This window comes from Halomonas sp. NO4 (genome assembly GCF_010994375.1).
Taxonomy (GTDB): domain Bacteria; phylum Pseudomonadota; class Gammaproteobacteria; order Pseudomonadales; family Halomonadaceae; genus Halomonas.
Window position 1 is genome coordinate 62,458 of the sequence record NZ_WHMA01000013.1, and the last position, 19,556, is coordinate 82,013.

Annotated in this window: 16 protein-coding genes; 3 read left to right on the forward strand and 13 right to left on the reverse strand. The window is 68.7% G+C overall.

The genetic code is table 11. The annotated features are described in order from the left end of the window. Positions 1 to 65: 65 nt before the first annotated feature. The 4 genes from phnE (FEF15_RS11190) to phnD all read right to left on the reverse strand — a co-directional run bounded on the left by phnE (FEF15_RS11190) (position 66) and on the right by phnD (position 3,576). On the reverse strand, positions 66 to 875 hold the full coding sequence (gene phnE, locus FEF15_RS11190) for a phosphonate ABC transporter, permease protein PhnE (protein WP_163559247.1): 810 nt from the start codon (positions 873 to 875) through the stop codon (positions 66 to 68). Further along, positions 869 to 1,690 carry a phosphonate ABC transporter, permease protein PhnE gene (phnE, locus tag FEF15_RS11195; RefSeq protein ID WP_163559248.1) on the reverse strand — a complete coding sequence of 274 codons (822 nt, stop codon included), beginning with the start codon at positions 1,688 to 1,690 and terminating at the stop codon, positions 869 to 871. Before phnE (FEF15_RS11195) ends, phnE (FEF15_RS11190) begins: the two co-directional genes overlap by 7 nt. Further along, positions 1,674 to 2,492: a phosphonate ABC transporter ATP-binding protein gene (phnC, locus tag FEF15_RS11200; RefSeq protein ID WP_163559249.1), complete on the reverse strand. Its 819-nt coding sequence runs from the start codon at positions 2,490 to 2,492 to the stop codon at positions 1,674 to 1,676. The genes phnE (FEF15_RS11195) and phnC overlap by 17 nt, the downstream gene beginning before the upstream one ends. An 82-nt stretch (positions 2,493 to 2,574) precedes the next feature. Then, complete coding sequence (gene phnD / locus FEF15_RS11205; RefSeq protein ID WP_163559250.1) at positions 2,575 to 3,576, reverse strand: phosphate/phosphite/phosphonate ABC transporter substrate-binding protein; 1,002 nt, start codon at positions 3,574 to 3,576, stop codon at positions 2,575 to 2,577. A gap of 188 nt (positions 3,577 to 3,764) precedes the next feature. Here phnD and FEF15_RS11210 point away from each other — a divergent pair, with 188 nt between their 5' ends. Beyond that, positions 3,765 to 4,331, forward strand: coding sequence for a histidine phosphatase family protein (locus tag FEF15_RS11210; protein WP_346427860.1), 567 nt, complete (start codon positions 3,765 to 3,767; stop codon positions 4,329 to 4,331). Between the two features lie 62 nt (positions 4,332 to 4,393). After that, positions 4,394 to 5,926 carry a diguanylate cyclase gene (locus FEF15_RS11215; RefSeq protein ID WP_163559251.1) on the forward strand — a complete coding sequence of 511 codons (1,533 nt, stop codon included), beginning with the start codon at positions 4,394 to 4,396 and terminating at the stop codon, positions 5,924 to 5,926. Here FEF15_RS11215 and FEF15_RS11220 read toward each other — a convergent pair. The 9 genes from FEF15_RS11220 to FEF15_RS11260 all read right to left on the reverse strand — a co-directional run bounded on the left by FEF15_RS11220 (position 5,904) and on the right by FEF15_RS11260 (position 16,674). After that, positions 5,904 to 6,632 carry an amino acid ABC transporter ATP-binding protein gene (locus tag FEF15_RS11220; protein WP_163559272.1) on the reverse strand — a complete coding sequence of 243 codons (729 nt, stop codon included), beginning with the start codon at positions 6,630 to 6,632 and terminating at the stop codon, positions 5,904 to 5,906. The genes FEF15_RS11215 and FEF15_RS11220 overlap by 23 nt on opposite strands. Before the next feature lie 142 nt (positions 6,633 to 6,774). Next, positions 6,775 to 7,875 carry an amino acid ABC transporter permease gene (locus FEF15_RS11225; RefSeq protein ID WP_163559252.1) on the reverse strand — a complete coding sequence of 367 codons (1,101 nt, stop codon included), beginning with the start codon at positions 7,873 to 7,875 and terminating at the stop codon, positions 6,775 to 6,777. Positions 7,876 to 7,884: 9 nt separating this feature from the next. Further along, a complete protein-coding gene (locus FEF15_RS11230; RefSeq protein ID WP_163559253.1) occupies positions 7,885 to 9,075 on the reverse strand; it encodes an amino acid ABC transporter permease in 1,191 nt (396 codons plus the stop codon). Positions 9,076 to 9,189: 114 nt separating this feature from the next. Beyond that, complete coding sequence (locus FEF15_RS11235) at positions 9,190 to 10,218, reverse strand: amino acid ABC transporter substrate-binding protein (protein ID WP_163559254.1); 1,029 nt, start codon at positions 10,216 to 10,218, stop codon at positions 9,190 to 9,192. A 289-nt stretch (positions 10,219 to 10,507) separates the two neighbouring features. Further along, positions 10,508 to 12,064, reverse strand: coding sequence for an alkyl hydroperoxide reductase subunit F (gene ahpF / locus FEF15_RS11240; RefSeq protein WP_163559255.1), 1,557 nt, complete (start codon positions 12,062 to 12,064; stop codon positions 10,508 to 10,510). Positions 12,065 to 12,232: 168 nt separating this feature from the next. Beyond that, a complete protein-coding gene (ahpC, locus tag FEF15_RS11245) occupies positions 12,233 to 12,796 on the reverse strand; it encodes an alkyl hydroperoxide reductase subunit C (RefSeq protein WP_163559256.1) in 564 nt (187 codons plus the stop codon). Positions 12,797 to 12,933: 137 nt separating this feature from the next. After that, positions 12,934 to 13,338 carry a ribonucleotide reductase subunit alpha gene (locus FEF15_RS11250; protein ID WP_163559257.1) on the reverse strand — a complete coding sequence of 135 codons (405 nt, stop codon included), beginning with the start codon at positions 13,336 to 13,338 and terminating at the stop codon, positions 12,934 to 12,936. Between the two features lie 244 nt (positions 13,339 to 13,582). Next, entirely contained in the window at positions 13,583 to 15,520 is a 1,938-nt protein-coding gene (locus FEF15_RS11255) for a M1 family aminopeptidase (RefSeq protein ID WP_163559258.1), read from the reverse strand. 8 nt (positions 15,521 to 15,528) lie between these two features. Continuing rightward, positions 15,529 to 16,674: a ChaN family lipoprotein gene (locus tag FEF15_RS11260; RefSeq protein ID WP_205598518.1), complete on the reverse strand. Its 1,146-nt coding sequence runs from the start codon at positions 16,672 to 16,674 to the stop codon at positions 15,529 to 15,531. Between the two features lie 173 nt (positions 16,675 to 16,847). Here FEF15_RS11260 and FEF15_RS11265 point away from each other — a divergent pair, with 173 nt between their 5' ends. Further along, positions 16,848 to 19,550 carry an EAL domain-containing protein gene (locus FEF15_RS11265; protein ID WP_163559259.1) on the forward strand — a complete coding sequence of 901 codons (2,703 nt, stop codon included), beginning with the start codon at positions 16,848 to 16,850 and terminating at the stop codon, positions 19,548 to 19,550. Positions 19,551 to 19,556: the final 6 nt, after the last annotated feature.

A 19,556-nucleotide genomic window follows, 5' to 3' on the forward strand; every position in this document is an offset into this window, starting at 1 on the left:
CGGCCGTGCCCGTTGGCGGCTTCGTCATCTTAAACATTGGCAAGCGGCTATCGGGGGGTCAACCGTCAGATCACCCGGCGGCGCAGCACCCCGGTGACCGCCTCGCCGACCAGGACCAGAGTAATGATGGCAATCAGGATGGTGGCCACCGTAGGCCAGGCGAAGGTGTCGATGGCGCCCTGCAGGATCACCCCGATGCCCCCGGCTCCGACCAGCCCCAGCACCGTGGACTCGCGGATGTTGATGTCCCAGCGCAGGATGACGATGGCGAAGAAGGCGGGCATCACCTGCGGCACCACGGCGTAGGCGATCACCTTGGCCTTGCTCGCCCCGGTGGCCTGCATGGCCTCCACCGGGCGGCGGTCGATCTCCTCGATCGCCTCGCCCATCAGCTTGCCGACGAAGCCGATGGAGCGAAACATGATGGCCAGTATCCCGGCGAGCACCCCGGGGCCGAAGATCGCCACGAAGAGCAGCGCCCAGATAATGGTGTTCACCGAGCGGCTGGCCACCAGAATGAAGCGCCCCAGCCACAGGCAGGCGCGATTGGGCGTGGTGTTCTGGGCGGCGATGTAGGAGACCGGCAGGGCCACGAAGAGGGTCAGGGCCGTGGCCAGGGTGGCGATGTGCACGGTCTCGAGCAGGGCGCCCAGGATCTCGCCGAGGCCGCGCGGATCGGGCGGCCACATGCGCGCACCGAGGCTGCCGATCTGGTTGGGCGCGTCCCACACCCAGGGCCAGAAGATGTCGATGTCGCTCACCGCCCAGTAGAGCACCGTCAGCGAGAGCAGCAGCACGACGTAGCGGATCAGGCGCTGGCGGCGATCATAGCGGTGCCAGACACGCCCTTCCCTGGAAGATGACTTGGCTACCATATCTGCTTCCTCACCCAGCCGCTGACGCCTTCGCTGACCAGGATCACCGCGATGATCACCAAGAGGATGGCGAAGGCGAAGTCGTAGTCGTAGCGCCCGAAGGCGTTCATCAGGGTGCCGCCGATCCCCCCGGCGCCGACGATGCCCACCACCGCCGAGGCGCGCAGGTTGCTGTCGAGCTGATACATGGAAAGCCCCACCTGGCGCGGCAGGATCTGCGGGAAGACCGCATAGACGAGGGTCGCGAAGTAGCCCGCGCCCGCGGCCTTCATCGCCTCCACCTGGCCCCAGTCGATCTCCTCGATCTCCTCGGCGAGCAGCTTGCCGACAAAGCCGATGGAGTAGAGGGTCAGCGTCAGAATCCCCGCCAGGGGGCCGAAGCCCACCGCGGCGACGAAGAGGATCGCCACGATCACCGGGTGGAAGCTGCGCGAGACGATGATCACCGCCCGACCGACGACGTAGACCGGGCGCGGCACCAGGTTGCGCGCCGCCATCACCGCGAAGGGAATGGAGAGCATCACCCCGAGCAGGGTCGCCAGGATGGCGATCTGCAGGCTCTCCTTGAAGCCGGTGAAGAGCAGGTCGGCACGCGCGAAGCTAGGCGGAAAGCCGCCGCCGAAGATGCGCGCGGCGCGCGGCACCCCCTCGGCGATGCGCGCCCAGTTGAAGGGCAGGGTACCCAGCGCCCAGACGAGATAGACCGCCACCGCCAGCCACAGGCCGTAGCGCAGCCAGGGGTTGGCGATGAAGGGCGGCTTGCGCCAGGTGCGCCGCCCCTGGCGAGGGGACGGGGCGCTAGAGCGGGTCGTCATGGGTCACCCCCCGTGCGCCCTTCCTCGGCTTGGCCGCCGGCGCGGTCAGCTCGTCGTCGGGCGCCTCGATGCCGCCATAGATGGCCTCCAGGGCCGATTTGGTGAACTCGTCGGGGGTGCCGTCGAAGGTCATCTTGCCGTGGCGCAGCCCGACGATGCGCTCGGTATAGGCCTTGGCCTGGGCCACGTTGTGGATGTTGATCAGTACCGGCAGCGAGAGCTCGCTGGCCAGGCTCTGCAGCAGGCGCATGATCTGCTCGGAGGTGCGCGGGTCGAGCGAGGCGGTGGGCTCGTCGGCGAGCAGGATCTTCGGCTCCTGCATCAGCGCCCGCACCACCCCGACCCGCTGGCGCTCGCCGCCGGAGAGGGCGTCGGCGCGCTTGTTGGCGTAGTGGGCGATCTCCACCCGCTCGAGCAGCGTGAAGGCGCGCTCGATGTCGGCCCGGGGATAGCGGCGCGTGATCGCCTGGTAGAGGTTGACGTAGCCGAGCCGGCCGGCCAGCACGTTCTCCATCACCGTGAGCCGGTCGATGAGGTTGAAGCCCTGGAAGACCATGCCGATCTTGCGCCGGGCGCGGCGCAGCGCCGCGCCCTTGAGGGTGACGAGCTCGCTGCCGTTGAGCTTGATGGAACCCGACGTGGGCTCGACCAGCCGATTGATGCAGCGCAGCAGGGTACTCTTGCCGGCGCCGGAGGCGCCCACGATGGCCACCACGCTGTTGCCCTCGACCTTGAGATCGAGCCCCTCGAGCACCGGGGCATCGTTGCCGTAGCGCTTGGTCAGGTTGGTAATCTCTAGCATGGAGTGAATCCCGGCGGGTGCGGAAACGCCTGGTTGCCGGCAGCCGTCCGCGGACGGCTGCCGGTCAGTGGCGGGCGGGAGCTCATTCGAGGTTGTCGGGCGTGTACTCCACCCCGTTGGCTTTCTGGATGGTGCGGATGACCTTCCAGTGCTCCTGGTAGTTGATGGGGATGAACTTCTCCACGCCTTCGAACTCCTCGCCCAGCGCCGTGCCGGCGAAGTCGAAGGAGAAGAAGGCCTCCTCGATCTTGTCCACCAGGTCGGGATGCAGGTTGTGGGCGTAGGTGTAGGAGGTGGTCGGGAAGGAGTCCGACTCGTAGATCAGCCGCACCTCGTCCGGGTCATAGAGGTCGCGCGCGGCCATGCGCTCGACCACCTCCGAGGCCACAGGCGCGGCGTCGTAGTCGCGCGCCACCACCCCGAGCATCGACTGGTCGTGGCTGCCGGAGTAGACCACCTCGTAGTCTTCATCGGGGACGATGCCCTCTTCGGGGAAGAGCGCCCGCGGCGCCTGGTTGCCGGAGTTGGAGGTGGGCGAGGTGTGCGCCACGCGCTTGCCCTCGAGGTCGGCCATCTCGTGGATGTCGGAATCGACATGGGTGTAGAGCTGCAGGGTATAGCCGAAGCGACCGTCGTCGGAGCCCATCAGCGCGAAGGGCACGGCCCCGGCCAGGTTGACGGCGAAGGGCGTCGGGCCGGTGGAGAAGCCGGCGATGTGCAGTCGGCCGCTGCGCATCGCTTCCACCTGGGCGGAGTTGGACTGCACGGCGAAGAAACGCACGTCGCGCTCGGTGACCTCTTCCAGATGGGTGATGAACGGCTCCCAGATGTCGGCGTAGATGGCCGGGTCCTCCACCGGGGTGTAGGCGAAGATCAGGGTGTCGGGATTGGCCCACTGCGCTTCGTCTTCCGGCCGGTCGGCGACCAGGTCGCCGTCGCGGTCGCAGTAGAGGTCGTCCAGTTGGCCGCGCGGACACTCCTCCTGGGCCAGTGCCGTGGAGGCGAGCAGCAGCGACAGGGAGAGCAGCGACAAGCGTGACAGCGCACCGGCGGCGCGCGGAAGGAAAGCGGGGTGTGTGGTCATGGCGTGCCTCGCGGTCTGTTGTTATTGGCTCGTTATTGGCTCGACGACGCCCAGCCGACAAGGCGGTCTACCAGCCCTGTCCAGCTGAGCGGAACCGAACATATGGCCGCATGCTATGCTCGCATGCGAAAACCTCTGTTCAATCTAGGTAGTGTGACAAATTCATGTCAAACGGGAGATTTCACGCTGTGTCCCGACGCCACAACCGCTACCTGCTGATGCGCCACGGCCACAGCGAAGCCAACGCCCAGGGCCTGATCATCAGTACGCCGCAGCGCGGCCTGGATGCCTACGGCCTCTCCCCGCACGGGTGCGCCCAGCTCGAGGCGGTGACCGCCGACTGGCCCTGGCCCGTGCCCAGCCGAATATGGCACTCGGATTTCCGGCGCACCACCGAGACCGCCGCGCGAGTGGCTGTGCACTTCAATGCGGCGCTCCACCCCGAGCCCCGCCTGCGCGAGCGCCATTTCGGCGACCTGGAGGGGGGGCCGGACGCAGGCTACCCCCAGGTGTGGGCCCGCGACGCCAGGGATGCCGACCATCGCGCCTTCGGAGTGGAGAGCGTGGCCAGCGTGGCGACACGCATGCTGGCCGTGATCGACGCCCTGGAGCGGGCGTACCGCGACGAGACGCTGCTGCTGGTGAGTCACGGCGACCCGCTGCAGATCCTGCTCACGGCGCTGGAGGGGGGAGCGTTGACGGCGCATCGCGACCGCGCGTCGCTGCCCCCGGCCGGCATCGTTGTGTTGTCGTAGGATCGTTGTGTTGTCCTAGCTAAGGGGTATCATCGAGGGGTGCCCATGGACGAGCCCTCACCATGTCGGATCGCGTGACCCCGGACGACACCCGCCTTCTCGCTGCCCTGGCCGCCGGCAGTCGCGCCCTGATCGACGCCCGCTTCTGGGGCGAGGGCGTCGACCGCCTGCTCGCCGCCCTCGGCGAGGCGAGCGGCGCCAGCCGGGTGTGGATCTTCCAGCTCATCGAGCGCCAGGCCCAGGCCGTGGTGCAGGACTACGTCTTCGAGTGGGCGGCTGAGCCGCGCTACCGCCAGCTCACCCACAAGCGCTTTCGCTTCTTCACCACCGTCTTCGATGACCCGGTCTACCGGCGCATGGTGGAGGAGCGAGTGCGCGGCGAAGCGCAGCGGTTCATCGTTGCCGACCTGGCCAAGGGCCCGCTGCGCGACAACCTCGAGAGCCAGGCCATCCAGTCGATGGTCACGGTGCCCATCATGGTCAACGGTGAATGGTGGGGCACCTTGGGCATCGACGACTGCGAGCGCCCCCTCGACTGGCAAGGCCCCGGCCTGCAGGCGCTGCGTGTGGCCGCGGAGCTGATCGCCTCGGCCATCTACCGGCAACAGCTGACCAGCCGGCGCCGTCAGGTCGAACTGTTTCAGCGCGTCACAGACTGCGGCATCTGGGAAGTCGACCTGCACAGCGGCGCCACCTGGTGCTCCCGCGCGCTGCTGCGCACCCTGGGCTACCCGGACGATTACGCTCGGCTGCCGCTGCGCCGCCTGTTGGCCCACATCGCCCGCGAGGATCGACAACGCCTGTGGCAGCAGCTGCGCCGCTGCCTGTGCACCCGCACCTGCAGCTGGCGGCTCGACGTGCGCCTGCTCACCGCGCACGGCGAGACGCGCTGGCACGAGATCGTCGCCGAACTGGTTCGCGACCCGAACCAGCAGGTGCAGAGCCTGGCGGGACTGATCATCGACGTCAGCCTGCGCAAGCAGGGCGAGCAGCGCGCCAGGGTGGCCGCCGAATACGACGAGCTCACCGGCACGCTGAACCGCCGCGGCCTGTGGCGCCATCTCGACGAGGCCTTGCGCGACGACGGCGCGCCCCACCATCTGCTGCTGCTCGATATCGACCACTTCAAGCCGGTCAACGACCGCTTCGGGCACCCGGCCGGCGATGCCCTGCTGCGCCTGCTGGCCCAGCGCCTCGGCGGCGAGCTGCGCAGCCAGGACGGCCTGGCCCGGCTGGGGGGCGAGGAGTTCGCCATCGTGGTCAGCGGCCTCGAGCAGCCGGAAGTGTTGCAGGTGGCCGAACGGCTGCGCGCCGGCATCGCCGATGCCCCCTTTCAGCTCGCGGCCCCGTCGGCAGGCGGCGAGGCGCTGACGATCCCCATCACCGTGAGCCTGGGGGCGGCCTGCCTGTCCGCCGCGCCGGGACGACGCCCAGACCCGACCCTGGCCATCGCCCAGGCCGACCAGGCGCTCTACGCCGCCAAGCACGGCGGGCGCAACCGGGTCGTCGCCTACTGGCAGCTCTCCGCTGCGGCCGACGCCACCCCGACCATGGACGATGCCGTGGAGCGGCTCAGTGACCGAGGATCTGGCTGAGGAAGAGTTGGGTGCGCTCCGACTGCGGGTCGTTGAAGAAGGGCTCCGGAGCGTTCTCCTCGATGATCTGCCCCTGATCCATGAAGATCACCCGATCCGCCACGGTCTTGGCAAAGCCCATCTCGTGGGTCACGCAGAGCATGGTCATGCCCTCCTTGGCGAGTTCGACCATGACATCGAGCACCTCCTTGATCATCTCCGGGTCGAGCGCCGAGGTGGGCTCGTCGAAGAGCATCACCTCGGGGTGCATGCACAGCGAGCGGGCGATGGCCACGCGCTGCTGCTGGCCGCCGGAGAGCTGGCCGGGATACTTCCTGGCCTGCTCGGCGATCTGCACCCGCTCCAGGTACTGCATGGCCTGGGCCTCGGCCTCGCGGCGCGGCTTCTTCTGCACCCACATGGGCGAGAGGCAGCAGTTCTCCAGCACCGTGAGGTGGGGAAAGAGGTTGAAGTGCTGGAACACCATGCCGACGCTGCGGCGGATCTGCTCGATGCGCTTGACGTCCTGGGTGAGCGGCACCCCGCCCACCACGATCTCGCCCTCCTGGTGCTCCTCGAGGTGGTTGATGCAGCGGATCAGAGTCGACTTGCCGGAGCCCGAGGGCCCGCAGATGACGATGCGCTCGCCGCGGTTCACCTCGAGATGGATGTCGCGCAGCACGTGGAAGTCGCCGTACCACTTGTTGACGCCGCGCATCTCGACCATGGGGGTCGCCGCGCCGGCCTGAGAGTCGATTGCCTGTTCACTCATTGTTGTCATCCTGTTTTTGCATCAAGGATGCGTTGATTCATGTCGCCAGCGAAGCGAGGCTCGCCACCGCCGGCGCGGAGCAATGCATCATGATGTCTTAACGTTTGTGGCCGGTATGCAGTTTCTTCTCCAGATACTGGCTGTAGCGCGACATGCTGAAACAGAAGATCCAGAACATGAGCGCCGCGAAGACGTAGCCCTCCACGGCGAAGCCCAGCCAGCGCGAATCCGACAGCGCCGCCTGGACGATGCCCAGCAGGTCGAAGAGCCCGATGATCATCACCAGGGTGGTGTCCTTGAACAGCGAGATGAAAGTGTTGACGATACCGGGGATCATCATCTTCAGCGCCTGGGGCAGCACGATCAGGCCCATGCGCTGCCAGTAGCCCATGCCCAGCGCCGCGGCGGCTTCCTCCTGGCCCCTGGGAATGGCCTGCAGGCCACCGCGCACCACCTCGGCCATGTAGGCGCTCTGGAAGAGGGTGATGCCGATCAGCGCGCGTACCAGGCGGTCGATGGTCATCCCGGTGGGCAGGAAAAGGGGCAGCATCACCGAGGCCATGAAGAGGATGGTGATCAGCGGCACGCCGCGCCAGAACTCGATGAACACCACGCAGACGCTGCGCACGATGGGCATCTGCGAGCGCCGCCCCAGCGCCAGCACGATGCCGATGGGCAGGGCCGCCACCATACCCACGGTGGCCAGGATCAGGGTCAGGGAGAGCCCGCCCCAGCGATGCGTTTCCACCACCGGCAGACCGAAGTGCCCGCCATAGAGCAGCACGTAGGCGAACACCGGGAAGGCGACGAGAGTGACCGGCGCTACCCAGCGCTTGAACGGCAGGCGCGGAATCGCCAGCCAGGCCAGCAGTGCCGCAAAGGTGGCGAACATCAGGTTGATGCGCCAGATCTCCCCGCCCGGGTAAAGGCCGTAGACGAACTGGCCGAGGCGCGCATTGACGAACACCCAGCAGGCCCCCTCCCGCGAGCAGTCGTCGCGGCTGGTGCCGATCCAGTCGGCGTCGATGAGCGCCCACTGGATCGCCGGGGTGAGCAGCAAATAGAGCAGGTAGAGCCCAAGCAGGGTGAAGAGGCTGTTCACCGGCCCGCTGAAGAGGTTGGCGCGCAGCCAGGCCAGCGGTCCGACGGTCAGCCGCGGCGCCGGGCGTTCGGGAATCACGGTTTCGTTGTGGGTCATGGCGCTCTCCTAGCGTTCCACCAGCGCCACGCGGGCGTTGAACCAGTTCATGAACAGCGACACCAGCAGGCTGATGGTGAGGTACACCGCCATGGTCATGGCGATCACCTCGATGGCCTGGCCGGTCTGGTTGAGGGTGGTACCGGCGAACACCGACACCAGGTCCGGGTAGCCGATGGCCGTGGCCAGCGAGGAGTTCTTGATCAGGTTGAGGTACTGGCTGGTGAGCGGAGGAATGATCACACGCAGCGCCTGGGGGATGATCACCAGGCGCAGCACCAGCCCCTGGGGCAGGCTCAGCGCCTGGGCCGCTTCGGTCTGGCCGTGGGGAATCGCCTGGATGCCCGAGCGCACGATCTCGGCGATGAACGAGGCGGTATAAATGGAGAGCGCCAGCCACAGCGCCAGGAACTCGGGAATCACCGTGATGCCGCCGCGGAAGTTGAAGCCGGTCAGCTCGGGCATTTCCCAGGTCACGGGAACGCCGGTGATCACCAGGACGGCGAGCGGCAGGCCGACAATCAGGCAAGCCGAGAGCCACCCGGCGGGCAGGCGCTTGCCGGTCGCATCATGGCGCCGCCGGTTCCAGATCACCAGGGCGATGCTGGCGACGATGGCCACCACGAAGGCCCCGGGTATCAGCCCGAAGCCGGAGAGGAACTGCGGCTCGGGCAGGTAGAGGCCGCGCACGTTGAGAAAGAGCGTCTCGCCGAAGGCGTGGCTCTGCCGCGGGCTCGGCAGGGCCTGGAGCACGGCGAAGTACCAGAAGAAGATCTGCAGCAGCAGCGGGATGTTGCGAAAGATCTCGATGTAGCCGCTGGCGAGCCGAGCAATCAGCCAGTTGGGCGAAAGACGCGCGATGCCCACCGTGAAGCCGATGATCGTTGCCGCCAGCACGCCGAGCGCCGACACCAGCAGGGTATTGAGCAAGCCCACGATGAAGGTGCGCGCGTAGGTGCTCTGCGAGGAGTAGTCGATCAGGCTCTGGACGATGCCAAAGCCAGCGGTGTTGGTCAGAAAGCCGAAGCCGGTGGTGATGCCGCGCGCCGCCAGGTTGTCCTGGGTGTTGCCGATGATGTAGAGCAGGAAGGCCGCGACGCCGGCGATCAACACGGCCTGGAAGAGCAGCGCACGCTTGGCGCGGTCACGCCAGAAGGGTGGCTTGGGGCCCGAAGGTCGGGCCTGGGGTCGAACGGACATGAAGGGTTCTCCGCCTGGATCCGTCAAGCAGGGCACGAGACTGCCGGCCCGGGGTGTCCGGGCCGGCTAGCGCGGGTTGGTCAGAGGAGGGCCGGCCAGGCCGGCCCCCAAGGATCAACGGACGGGCGGGGCGTACTGCAGGCCACCTTCGGTCCAGAGGCGGTTGACGCCGCGCTCGATCTCCAGCGGCGAATCCATGCCCACGTTACGGTCGTAGATCTCGCCGTAGTTACCCACCTGGCTGATGATGTTGTAGGCCCAGTCGGCCTCGAGGCCCATGCTCTCGCCGTAGTTGCCATCCTGGCCCAGCAGGCGCGCCACGTTGGGGTTCTCGGAGTCGAGCATGTCGTCGACGTTGTCGCTGGAAATGCCCAGTTCCTCGGCATTGATCATGGCGAACAGCGACCACTTGACGATGTTGAACCACTGGTCGTCACCCTGGCGAACCACCGGCCCCAGCGGCTCCTTGGAGATCACCTCCGGGAGGATGACCGCACCGCCCGGGTCGGAGAGCTGGATGCGCAGGGCGGCCAGCTGGGAGGTGTCGGAGGTGAGGACGTCGCAGCGGCCGGCCTCGAAGCCACCCACCGTCTGCTCGGAGGTGTCGAAGACGATGGGCTGGAACTCCATGTCATTGGCGCGGAAGTAGTCGGCCAGGTTGAGCTCGGTGGTGGTGCCGGACTGCACGCAGATCGCAGCGCCGTCCAGCTCGCCGGCACTCGAGATGCCCAGGTCGCGGGACACCAGGAAGCCCTGGCCGTCGTAGAAGTTGGTGCCGGTGAAGTTCAGCCCCAGGGTGGTATCGCGGGTGGTGGTCCAGGTGGTGTTGCGCGACAGCATGTCCACCTCGCCGGACTGCAGCGCCGTGAAGCGCTCGACGGCGTTGAGCGAGACGTAGCGTACGGCATCGGCATCACCGAGCACGGCGGCCGCCACGGCACGGCACACGTCCACGTCGATCCCCTGCCAGTTGCCCTCGTCGTCCGGCGCAGAGAAGCCCGGCAGGCCGTCACTGACGCCGCACTGGACGGCCCCGTTCTCGCGCATATCCTCCAGGGTGGTGGCCGAGGCCAGGCCGGCCGTCCCCAGGGTCAGTGCCGCTGCGGAGGTCAGCATTACCCACTTCTTCTTGTTGTACTGCATGTTCGTTTCCCTCGTTGTCGTGATGTCGTTGGTATTGGATGGATGAAACCAGTCATGCCATTTCGGCATGTGCCCTGACCTTAGCAAGGTTCGTTCCATTAGCGGGACATGCCCGGCGAAACCGTGATTCAACGCTGGCTGTCTTTCCCGCCGCGACCGGCCATGCACCGCCAGGAAGCACCGGCGAGCCGCCGTGCCCCGTCACGGGGCCGACACACGACAACGCCCCCACCGGCGAGGCCGGCGGGGGCGCGAATCGGACAGGGACGGCCCCGAGAGGCCGCCGGCATCAGCTGCGGATCAGGTAATCGAAGGCGCCGAGCGCGGCCCGCGAGCCCTCGCCCATGGCGATGACGATCTGCTTGTAGGGCACGGTGGTGACGTCGCCGGCGGCGAAGATGCCCGGCACGCTGGTCATGCCGCGCGCATCGGTGACGATCTCGCCGCGCTCGGAGAGCTCGATGGGCGAATCCTTGAGCCACTCGGTGTTGGGCACCAGGCCGATCTGCACGAAGACGCCTTCGAGATCGAGCCGGCGCAGCTCGCCGCTGGCGCGCTCTTCAAAGGTGAGGCCGGTGACGCGCGAGCCGTCGCCGGTCACCTCGGTGGTGCGGGCGCCCTTGATGATCTCCACGTTGGGCAGGCTGGCGAGCTTCTTCTGCAGCACGTCGTCGGCACGCAGCTCGTCCATGAACTCGATCAAGGTGACCTCGGCCACCAGGCCGGCCAGGTCGATGGCCGCCTCGACGCCGGAGTTGCCGCCACCGATCACCGCCACGCGCTTGCCCTTGAACAGCGGGCCGTCGCAGTGCGGGCAGTAGGCCACGCCCTTGTTGCGGTACTCGGCCTCGCCGGGCACGTTCATCTCGCGCCAGCGGGCGCCGGTGGCCAGCACCAGGGTGCGACTCTTCAGCGTGGCGTCGGACTCGAAGCGCACCTCGTGCTCGCCGCCCGGTTGGCTGGACGGCACCAGCTCGACGGCGCGCTGCAGGTTCATGATGTCGACCTCGTACTCCTTGACGTGCTCCTCCAGCGCCGCGGCGAGCTTGGGACCCTCGGTGTGGGGCACGGAGATGAGGTTCTCGATGGCCAGGGTGTCGAGCACCTGGCCGCCGAACCGCTCGGCGGCCACCCCGGTGCGGATGCCCTTGCGCGCGGCGTAGACCGCCGCCGCCGCGCCGGCCGGGCCGCCGCCGATCATCAGGGTGTCGAAGGCCGGCTTGTCGTTGAGCTTGGCGGCCTCGCGCTCGGCGGCACCGGTGTCCACCTTGGCGAGTATCTGCTCGAGGCTCATGCGGCCCTGGTCGAAGGGCTCGCCGTTGAGGTAGACGCTGGGCACCGACATGATCTCGCGGCGCTCCACCTCGTCCTGGAAGAGCGCGCCGTCGATGGCCACGTGGCGAATCCGCGGATTGAGGATCGCCATCAGGTTGAGCGCCTGCACCACGTCCGGGCAGTTCTGGCAGGAGAGCGAGAAGTAGGTCTCGAAATGCAGGTCGGCGTCCAGCGCCTTGATCTGCTCGATGACCGCGTCGCTGGCCTTGGGCGGATGGCCGCCGACCTGCAGCAGCGCCAGTACCAGCGAGGTGAATTCGTGGCCCATGGGGATGCCGGCGAAAGTCAGGCCGGTCTCCTCACCTGGGCGGTTGAGGGCGAACGACGGCGTGCGAGCCGCCTCGCCGTCAGTCTTGAGAGTGATCTTGTCACAGAGCTCGGTGATCTCGGTGAGCAGCTTGAAGAGCTCCTGCGACTTGTCGCCGTCATCGAGGGACGCGACGATCTCGAACGGCTGAGTGACCTTCTGCAGGTAGGCTTTGAGCTGTGCTTTCAGATTGTCGTCCAACATGACAGCGATCCTTCATATCTAGCTAATATAAAAGGGCGCAACTTGCCGGTGATTCGCGGTGCAGCCGCGAAGCGGCGAATGGCGCTGTCTGGAAAAGCGCCCGGGCGCGGCACGCCCGGGCGCAGCACTCACGAGGTCAAGGGGTCGCTCGCGAGGGGGCGGGGTCGCTTAGATCTTGCCGACCAGGTCCAGGGAGGGAGACAGGGTCTCGGCGCCCTCTTCCCACTTGGCCGGGCACACCTCGTTGGGGTTGGCACGCACGTACTGGGCGGCCTTGACCTTGCGCAGCAACTCCTCGGCGTTGCGGCCGATATTGCCGGCGTTGAGCTCGATGATCTGAATCTTGCCGTCCGGGTCGACCACGAAGGTGCCGCGCTCGGCGATGCCGTCTTCCTCGATCAGCACCTCGAAATTGCGCGAGATGGTGTGGGTCGGGTCGGCCAGCATCGGGTACTTGAGCTTGCTGATGGTCTCGGAGCTGTCGTGCCACGCCTTGTGGGTGAAGTGGGTGTCGGTGGAGACGCTGTAGATCTCGACGCCCAGCTTCTTGAATTCCTCGTAGTTGTCTGCCAGGTCACCCAGCTCGGTGGGGCAGACGAAGGTGAAGTCGGCCGGATAGAAGAAGAAGATGTTCCACTGGCCCTTGAGGCTCTCCTCGGACACTTCGACGAACTCGCCGTTGTGATAGGCAGTGGCGTTGAACGGCTTGACTTCGGTGTTCAGCAGGGACATTGACGAATGCTCCTTTCGACTTTCGTTGAATGGGTGACCGCGATACGAGAGGCATGGTAGCCCGTATCTCTCGATAGGGTAAATTGAATGGCGCCATGACCGTGATAATTCAACCCTATGGGAAGGCCGGGGGCGCCTCAGCCCATGCGCACGGCGTCGCCCTGGCGATCCAGGGCCAGGAAGGGGGCGACATTGCCCATCTTCACGGCTTCCACCATGCGATTGAGGTGCTGCTCCGCCTGCTCGGCAGAAGGCGGCGTGGTGCCGCTGCCGGCCAGGGCTGCCACGAAGACGATGTCCCAGTCGATGCCGGTCTGGCGGGATTCGGCCACCAGCGCGGCCATGTCGCTGAGCTCCTCGGGCGCCTTGTCGACGCACAGCACCGGGGTGAGCACGCCGCCCTCGCCCTGCTCGAAGTGCCGGCGCTGCGCCTCGCTGGGGTGGTCGGGCAGTTCGGCCCGGGTGAACACGAACAGCAACCGCTGGGGTTCGGGCTGGCGACGCGCCTCCTCGAGCAGGTCGCCGAAACGGGAAATGGCCACGGGGATCCTCCGGTGGTGGGGTGGGCATCGGGCGCGCCGATGATGTAACAGCGCCCCCGCAGGCGCAAGCGGCAGTCCCCCCATGGCTCAGGGTGATCACAGTTGATGCTACCCCGGCACAGCGGGCTAGAGTGGGAGGCCGGCTCTGCCGGGCGAAGGCGCCGAAAGGCGCCGAAAGGCGCCCATATCAGGCAGCGCTGCGCGCTGCTTCGCGAGCTGAAGCTCCCTCCCACTACATACCTTGTCAAGGCGCGAAGTCGCGACGCAGGCCGGGCTCCTCGACCGGCCAGGTACCGGCCTCGCGCGTCTCGCCCCCGGGGCCCTGTACCAGATAGCTGCGTGACTGGTGGTGGCGCATCACACGCAGCAGCCGCGCCAGGGCGTCGCGATCATCGGCGCTCGCCGCCACCAGGGCGGCATTCGGCAGCGTCCAGAAGCGGGCCCGGCCGCGTCGTGCCAGGGACGGCGCTTCGATGCCCTGGGCGGCCAGCCAGTCGATGACCGCCCCGGTGCCGCCGACCACCAGCCGCGGCCCACTGCCTTCCCCTTCGGCCCGGGGCAGCGAGCGCTCGAAGATGCCCTGGCCGAGCTCGGCCGCCGTCGCGTCCAGGGCCAGCAGGCGGCTGTCCGGGTCGAGGGCGAGGTGGCGCAGCGTGAAGGGGGCGGCTTCGAGCTGGCGCAGCAGGTCGAAGTCCGGGTCCACCGCGAGCGCCACCGGCGCCTCTTCCAGTGCCAGCGTGAACGCCGCCTGCTGGCTCTCCAGCACCACCCGGTGACGGCTCACCCCCGCCTCGGTCTCGACGACCAGCGGCACCTGAAGCGGCCAGGGCGCCCCCGGGCCCGACTGCGCCAGGTTGCCCTCCACCGCCCAGCCGGCGGCGGTCTCCTGGTAGGTGACCCCGTCGAGCGCCAGCCGCGGGCGCCCCGGCCGCGCGACCCAGGCGGCGAAGACATCGTCGAGCGCCTCGCCGGACGCCTCGCTGAAGGCGGCCGCCAGATTCTCCCAGCTCGCCGCCTCGAAGCGATGGCGCTCGGCCAGGCGGCGCAGGCCGGCGTCGAAGGCGGCACCGCCGATACGCTGTCGCAGCATGTGGAAGAGCATGGCGCCCTGCTCGTAACCCACCACGCGATGGGCCGGATCGTTGCCGCCCTGGAAGTCGACCAGGGCGATCTCCTTTGAGGCGGGCAGCGCCGAGAGGTCAATGAGCCAGCGAAGGCGAGTGGCCCGCGCCTCGCCGCGCCGCTCGTCCAGGTGGTAGTCGGCCAGGTAGGTGGTCAGCGCCTCGGACCAGTTGCCGCCCTCCGGCGCCACCGGTACGGCGACACCCCACCAACCGTGCATCAGCTCATGGGCCAGCGAGGTCTCGGGAACGAAAGGCAGGGGCACCACCCGCTCGCCGAGCAGCGTGAAGCCGGGATAGGCCACGCCCACCGGCGCGGGCGAGGTGGCCACGGTGAAGCTCTCGAAGGGGTAGGGGCCGAGCCGCGCCACGAAACGCGACAGATGGCTGGCCGCCCGCTCGAGATACGTCTCGGCGAAGGCCTCGTCCAGCGCGGCCGGAAAGAGGGTGCGCAGGCGCACGCCCTCGGCCTCGTGGGTGCGCTCCCGCCACGGCCCCGCGGCCACCGTGATGCCCCGCGCGCGGGGATGGCCATGGCGCACCCGGTAGCCCTGCGCGTCCAGGCGCGGCTCCCCCTCGAGCGAGCCGCTACCCACGGCGCGCTGCCCCTCGGGCACCTGGATCTCGAGCGCCAGGGCGAAGGGGGCGGCGTCGGCCCTCTCTACAAACTGCGGGTACCAGGCCGTGTCGGCGGGCAGCCAACTCCCCGCCGGCGAGAGCTGCAGGTGGGCGTCATCCGCTGCCAGCGTGCCCCGCCAGCGCAGGCTCAGCGCCTCGGCCGTCTCGGGCACCGTCACCCGGTGCTCCCCCGGTGCCGCGGTGGTCACCTCGAGCGGTACCCCGTCCGCAGTGACGTCGTCCACCCTGAGCCCCGGCAGCAGCCGGAACGCCCCCGTTGCCGGCGGCGGCTGCAGGCGCATCTCTGCCTCGAGCGTCTGGCGAGCCGGATCGAGCGCCACGCGCAGCGTCACGCTGCGCTCGCTGTCCGGCACCTGCTGAGCGGCGGCCGGGAACGGCAGAGCCAGAAGCAGGCCCGCCAGCGAGGCGGCCAACCATGGCATGGGCGACCTCATGGCGAATGGGGTGGAAAGCGCGCCAGGACCTCCCGGGCCTCGCCATCACGGCGCACCTCCAGGGGAAGCAGGGTACCCGCGGGCTGGCGGCGCACGTGGCGGCTGACGTCGGCCGGGTGGGTCACCGGCTCGCCGGCCACGCCCAGGATGACATCCCCCGCCGCGAGGCCCGCCGCCTCGGCCACCGAGCCCTCGACGACCCGGTGGATCTCAACCCCGGCCTCGTGGGGCACCAGGGCCACGCCGAGCATCCTCGGCGGGGCGGGCGCGACGGTCTCGGTCATGGCGAACACCGCCTGGGCCAGGTTCGCCGGGGGCGGCGTGCAGTCCGCCTCGCCCACCGTCCAGGGCAGCAGGGTGCGCTGGGCCTCGACGCCCAGATCGCGAAGCTGGTGCGGCACCCCATGGCCGAAGCGCAGGTGCCCCTGGCCGATCACCCCCACCACCAGGGCCCCGCTCTCCGCCGCCTCCGCCAGGCCGGTGGCCATGGCGCGGTCCCAGGCCAGCTGAGCGGTGATGAAGCGCGCCAACCCCTGCTCGCCGTCGCCGCCGGGGTGGCGGGCATAGAGCTCGGCCAGGGCGTCGCGATAGGCGGCGGGCGCCGCGGCGGGCACGGTGATGCCGTGGCGCTCGGCCAGCGGAATGTCGCTCCAGCTCTCCTCCGCCAGGCGGCGCCGCAGCGTCGGCTGGATGTTCAGGGCCTTGACGGGAATACGGTGCAGGCGCGCGAAATGCAGGATCGGCCAGTAGAGGGCCGGATCGTAGCCCCATGCCCGCTGCCAGTCGCTCTCGGCCAGGAACTCGGCCTCGTCGAGCTCGCCGGCCACCCAGGCATCCAGCGCCGGCTGCGCCTCGCGGGGCAGCATCTCCAGGCCGATCACCAGCTCCGGGCTGCGGGCCTGCAGCCCGGCCAGGGTATGCAGCTGCCAGCGGTGGTGGTCAGCGTTGTCGTGCTGCTCGCCGAGCAGTATCACCTGCTGCTCGGCGAGCTCGTCGAACAGCGCCGCCGCCGCCAGGGGCGTCGCCTCACCGGGGCGTTGCCACTCACCCGGGGCGGGACAGCGATCGGCCAGCGCCGGGGCGCTGGCCATGACCACAAGGAGTGCCGCCAGCCAGGCGGCGCGGGACGCGAGAGAGGGCATGGGACCTCCATTGTCGGCTCACACCATCGAGCGTACCACCCGAGGCGCCAACCGCGCACCGCTGCACCGCCCGGCTATTTACCCTGTCGCGCTTTCCTGTCACTTTAGCCACCGGGACTCCCTCTGACGGATGGGCATTCAAAACAAGGCCATAGGAATGGAAGAGAACAGCAATGCAGGTCCGCTCCAGCGCTGAGGAGGCCTTTCGCCAGCTCGCCGAAGGGCTGAGCCGGGGTGACGCCGACGACTTCTTCGACCGCCTGGTGGCCAGGCTCGCCAGCCTTCTCGACGTGGACCACGTGCTCATCGCCCAGCTCGGCGGCGACGGCCAGGCCCACACGCTGGCCGTGTGGTCGCGGGGCACCCATCGTGCCAACCTCGCGTATCCGCTCGCCGGCACCCCCTGCGAGACCGTGGTCGGACAGGCGCCCTGCGAGTACCCTCGCGAGGTCCAGGCGCACTTTCCCGACGACGCGCTGCTGCAGCGGCTGGCCGCCGACAGCTACCTCGGCCTGCCCCTGTTCGCCGTGGACGGCACGCCCTTGGGCGTGCTCGCCGTGCTCCGCGACCGGCCCATGGAGATGCCGAGACTGGGGTGGGAAATCCTGCGTATCGCCGCCGCCCAGGCCGGCGCCGAGCTCGGCCGCCGCGAGGCGCAGTCCGCCCTGCAGGCCAGCGAAGGACAGGTGCGCGAGAGCGAGCGTCGCCTGGACACCCTGCTCAATCACCTGCCCGGCATGGCCTACCGCTGCCTGAATGACCGCGACTGGACCATGACGGTCGTCAGCCAGGGGGTCGAGGCGCTCACCGGCTACCCGGCCGAGGCGCTGATCGAGAACCGCCAGATCAGTTTCGCCGAGCTCATCCACCCCGATGACCGCGAGCGGCTCTTCGCCGAGGTGCAGGCGGCCGCCGACCGGCGCCAGCCCTTCCAGGTGACCTATCGCCTGCGGCACGCCAATGGCGCCCTGCGCTGGATGTGGGAACAGGGCCAGGCCGTGATCGACGACACCGGCGAGGTGGCCTGTCTCGAAGGCTTCATCACCGACATCACCGAGCAGCACGAGGCGCAGCGCGTGCGCGATGCCGTGACGCGGGTCGCCTCGACCATCACCACCCGCCTCGGCGACGGCTACTTCCACCAGCTGATCCACACCCTGGTCGAGGTCCTCGAGGCGGATGCCGGCTTCATCGCCCTGCTGGACACCCCACCGGGCAGGGCCCCGCTCGACCGCCGTGCCACCACCCTGAGCATGATCAGCGCGATCGCCGACGGCGAACCCCTCGAGATCGGCAGCTTTTCCCTGACGGGCAGCCCCTGCCAGCGCATCCTCGACGAACAGGAGGCCATGGTGCTGGCGAACGCCCAGGCTCGCCTGCCCGGCAGCCAGCAGCGCGCCCAGGCGTGGATCGGACGTCGCCTGGACAATACCCGGGGAGAACCCATCGGCCTCATCACGGTATTCTACCGCCGGCCGCTGGGCGCCAACCTCTTCGCCACCTCGGTGCTGCGGATTCTTTCCACCGGGGCGGCCGCCGAGCTGGAGCGCCGCCGCGACCATCGCCGCATGCACCAGCTGGCCTACACGGATGGCACCACCGGCCTGCCCAACCGCATCCGATTCATGGAAGAGCTGACGCGCCTGCACGAGGCGGCCGCCCAGGGCCCGGGCCGGCTCGGCCTGCTGCTGCTGGATATCCGCCGCTTCAAGGAGGTCAACGATACCCATGGCCACCAGGTAGGCGACCAGTTGCTGGCCACGCTGGCCGGTCGGCTGCAGCGCACCCTGTTCCGGCACGAGTCGCTGGCGCGCCTGTCCGGCGATGAGTTTGCCCTGCTGGTGCCCGAGACGTGCGACACCGCCCTCGATGACAGCCTGGCCCGGGTGCGCGAGGCCATCGCCCGCCCCGTCCGGCTGGGCCATCGCAACTTCAACCTCGAGGTCAGCATCGGCATGGCCCGCTACCCGCGCGATGCCGCCAGCGCCGACGAGCTCTTCAAGTCGGCCAGCATCGCGCTCTACCACGCCAAGCAGCAGGACAGCGGCATCTGCCCCTTTGATGCCTCCATGACGCGCAACCTGCGACGCCGCCAGCAGATGACCGAGCGGCTCATCGCCGCGCTGAGCGAGGATCGCCTGGCCCTGCATTTCCAGCCGCAGATCGACCTGCAGAATGGGCAACTGGTGGGCGCCGAGGCGCTGTGTCGCTGGCACGACCCCGAGTGGGGCTGGGTGAGCCCCGGGGAGTTCATCCCCCTGGCCGAGGAGCGCGGCCTGATCCGGCCGCTGGGCGACTGGGTGCTCCAGGCGGCGGCGCGCCAGCTGGCGACCTGGCGGAAGGCCGGCACGCCTTTGCCCGGTCGGCTGTCGATCAACGTTTCGGCGCAGCAGTTCACCGACCCGCAGCTCGCCAGCCACATCGCCTCCCTGGCCCGGGACGTGCCGCCCTCGGCCATCGCCCTGGAGCTGACCGAAAGCGACTTCATGCGCGACCCCGAACAGGCCGTGGGCATCACGCGCGCCCTGCGCGAGGCCGGCTACGCGCTGGCCATCGACGACTTCGGCACCGGCTACTCGTCGCTCTCCTACCTGCGCCGCTTCGCCGCCGACGCGCTGAAGATCGACATCTCCTTCGTGCGCGACATGCTCGACAGCCACCACGCCCGCACCATCGTGGAAACCATCATCGCCATGGCGCAGGCCCTGGGGATGGAAACGGTGGCCGAGGGGGTGGAAAGCCGGGAGCAGGCCCTGGCCCTGGCCGACATGGGCTGCCACCACGCCCAGGGCTTCCATTTCGACCGACCGCTGCCGGCCGACGCCTTTGCGGCGGCCTGGGGGCATGCCATGCAGCAGACCGCACCCCGCGCCTGACCCGCT

Excerpts from the sequence above, each read along its gene's own strand:
- phnE (WP_163559247.1), bottom strand. The coding sequence starts at position 875 with ATGGTAGCCAAGTCATCTTCCAGGGAAGGGCGTGTCTGGCACCGCTAT.
- phnE (WP_163559248.1), bottom strand. The coding sequence starts at position 1,690 with ATGACGACCCGCTCTAGCGCCCCGTCCCCTCGCCAGGGGCGGCGCACC.
- FEF15_RS11235 (WP_163559254.1), bottom strand. The coding sequence starts at position 10,218 with ATGCAGTACAACAAGAAGAAGTGGGTAATGCTGACCTCCGCAGCGGCA.
- ahpC (WP_163559256.1), bottom strand. The coding sequence starts at position 12,796 with ATGTCCCTGCTGAACACCGAAGTCAAGCCGTTCAACGCCACTGCCTAT.
- phnD (WP_163559250.1), bottom strand. The coding sequence starts at position 3,576 with ATGACCACACACCCCGCTTTCCTTCCGCGCGCCGCCGGTGCGCTGTCA.
- FEF15_RS11260 (WP_205598518.1), bottom strand. The coding sequence starts at position 16,674 with ATGCCCTCTCTCGCGTCCCGCGCCGCCTGGCTGGCGGCACTCCTTGTG.
- FEF15_RS11265 (WP_163559259.1), top strand. The coding sequence starts at position 16,848 with ATGCAGGTCCGCTCCAGCGCTGAGGAGGCCTTTCGCCAGCTCGCCGAA.
- FEF15_RS11255 (WP_163559258.1), bottom strand. The coding sequence starts at position 15,520 with ATGCCATGGTTGGCCGCCTCGCTGGCGGGCCTGCTTCTGGCTCTGCCG.
- ahpF (WP_163559255.1), bottom strand. The coding sequence starts at position 12,064 with ATGTTGGACGACAATCTGAAAGCACAGCTCAAAGCCTACCTGCAGAAG.
- FEF15_RS11215 (WP_163559251.1), top strand. The coding sequence starts at position 4,394 with ATGTCGGATCGCGTGACCCCGGACGACACCCGCCTTCTCGCTGCCCTG.
- FEF15_RS11230 (WP_163559253.1), bottom strand. The coding sequence starts at position 9,075 with ATGTCCGTTCGACCCCAGGCCCGACCTTCGGGCCCCAAGCCACCCTTC.
- FEF15_RS11225 (WP_163559252.1), bottom strand. The coding sequence starts at position 7,875 with ATGACCCACAACGAAACCGTGATTCCCGAACGCCCGGCGCCGCGGCTG.
- FEF15_RS11220 (WP_163559272.1), bottom strand. The coding sequence starts at position 6,632 with ATGGTCGAGATGCGCGGCGTCAACAAGTGGTACGGCGACTTCCACGTG.
- phnC (WP_163559249.1), bottom strand. The coding sequence starts at position 2,492 with ATGCTAGAGATTACCAACCTGACCAAGCGCTACGGCAACGATGCCCCG.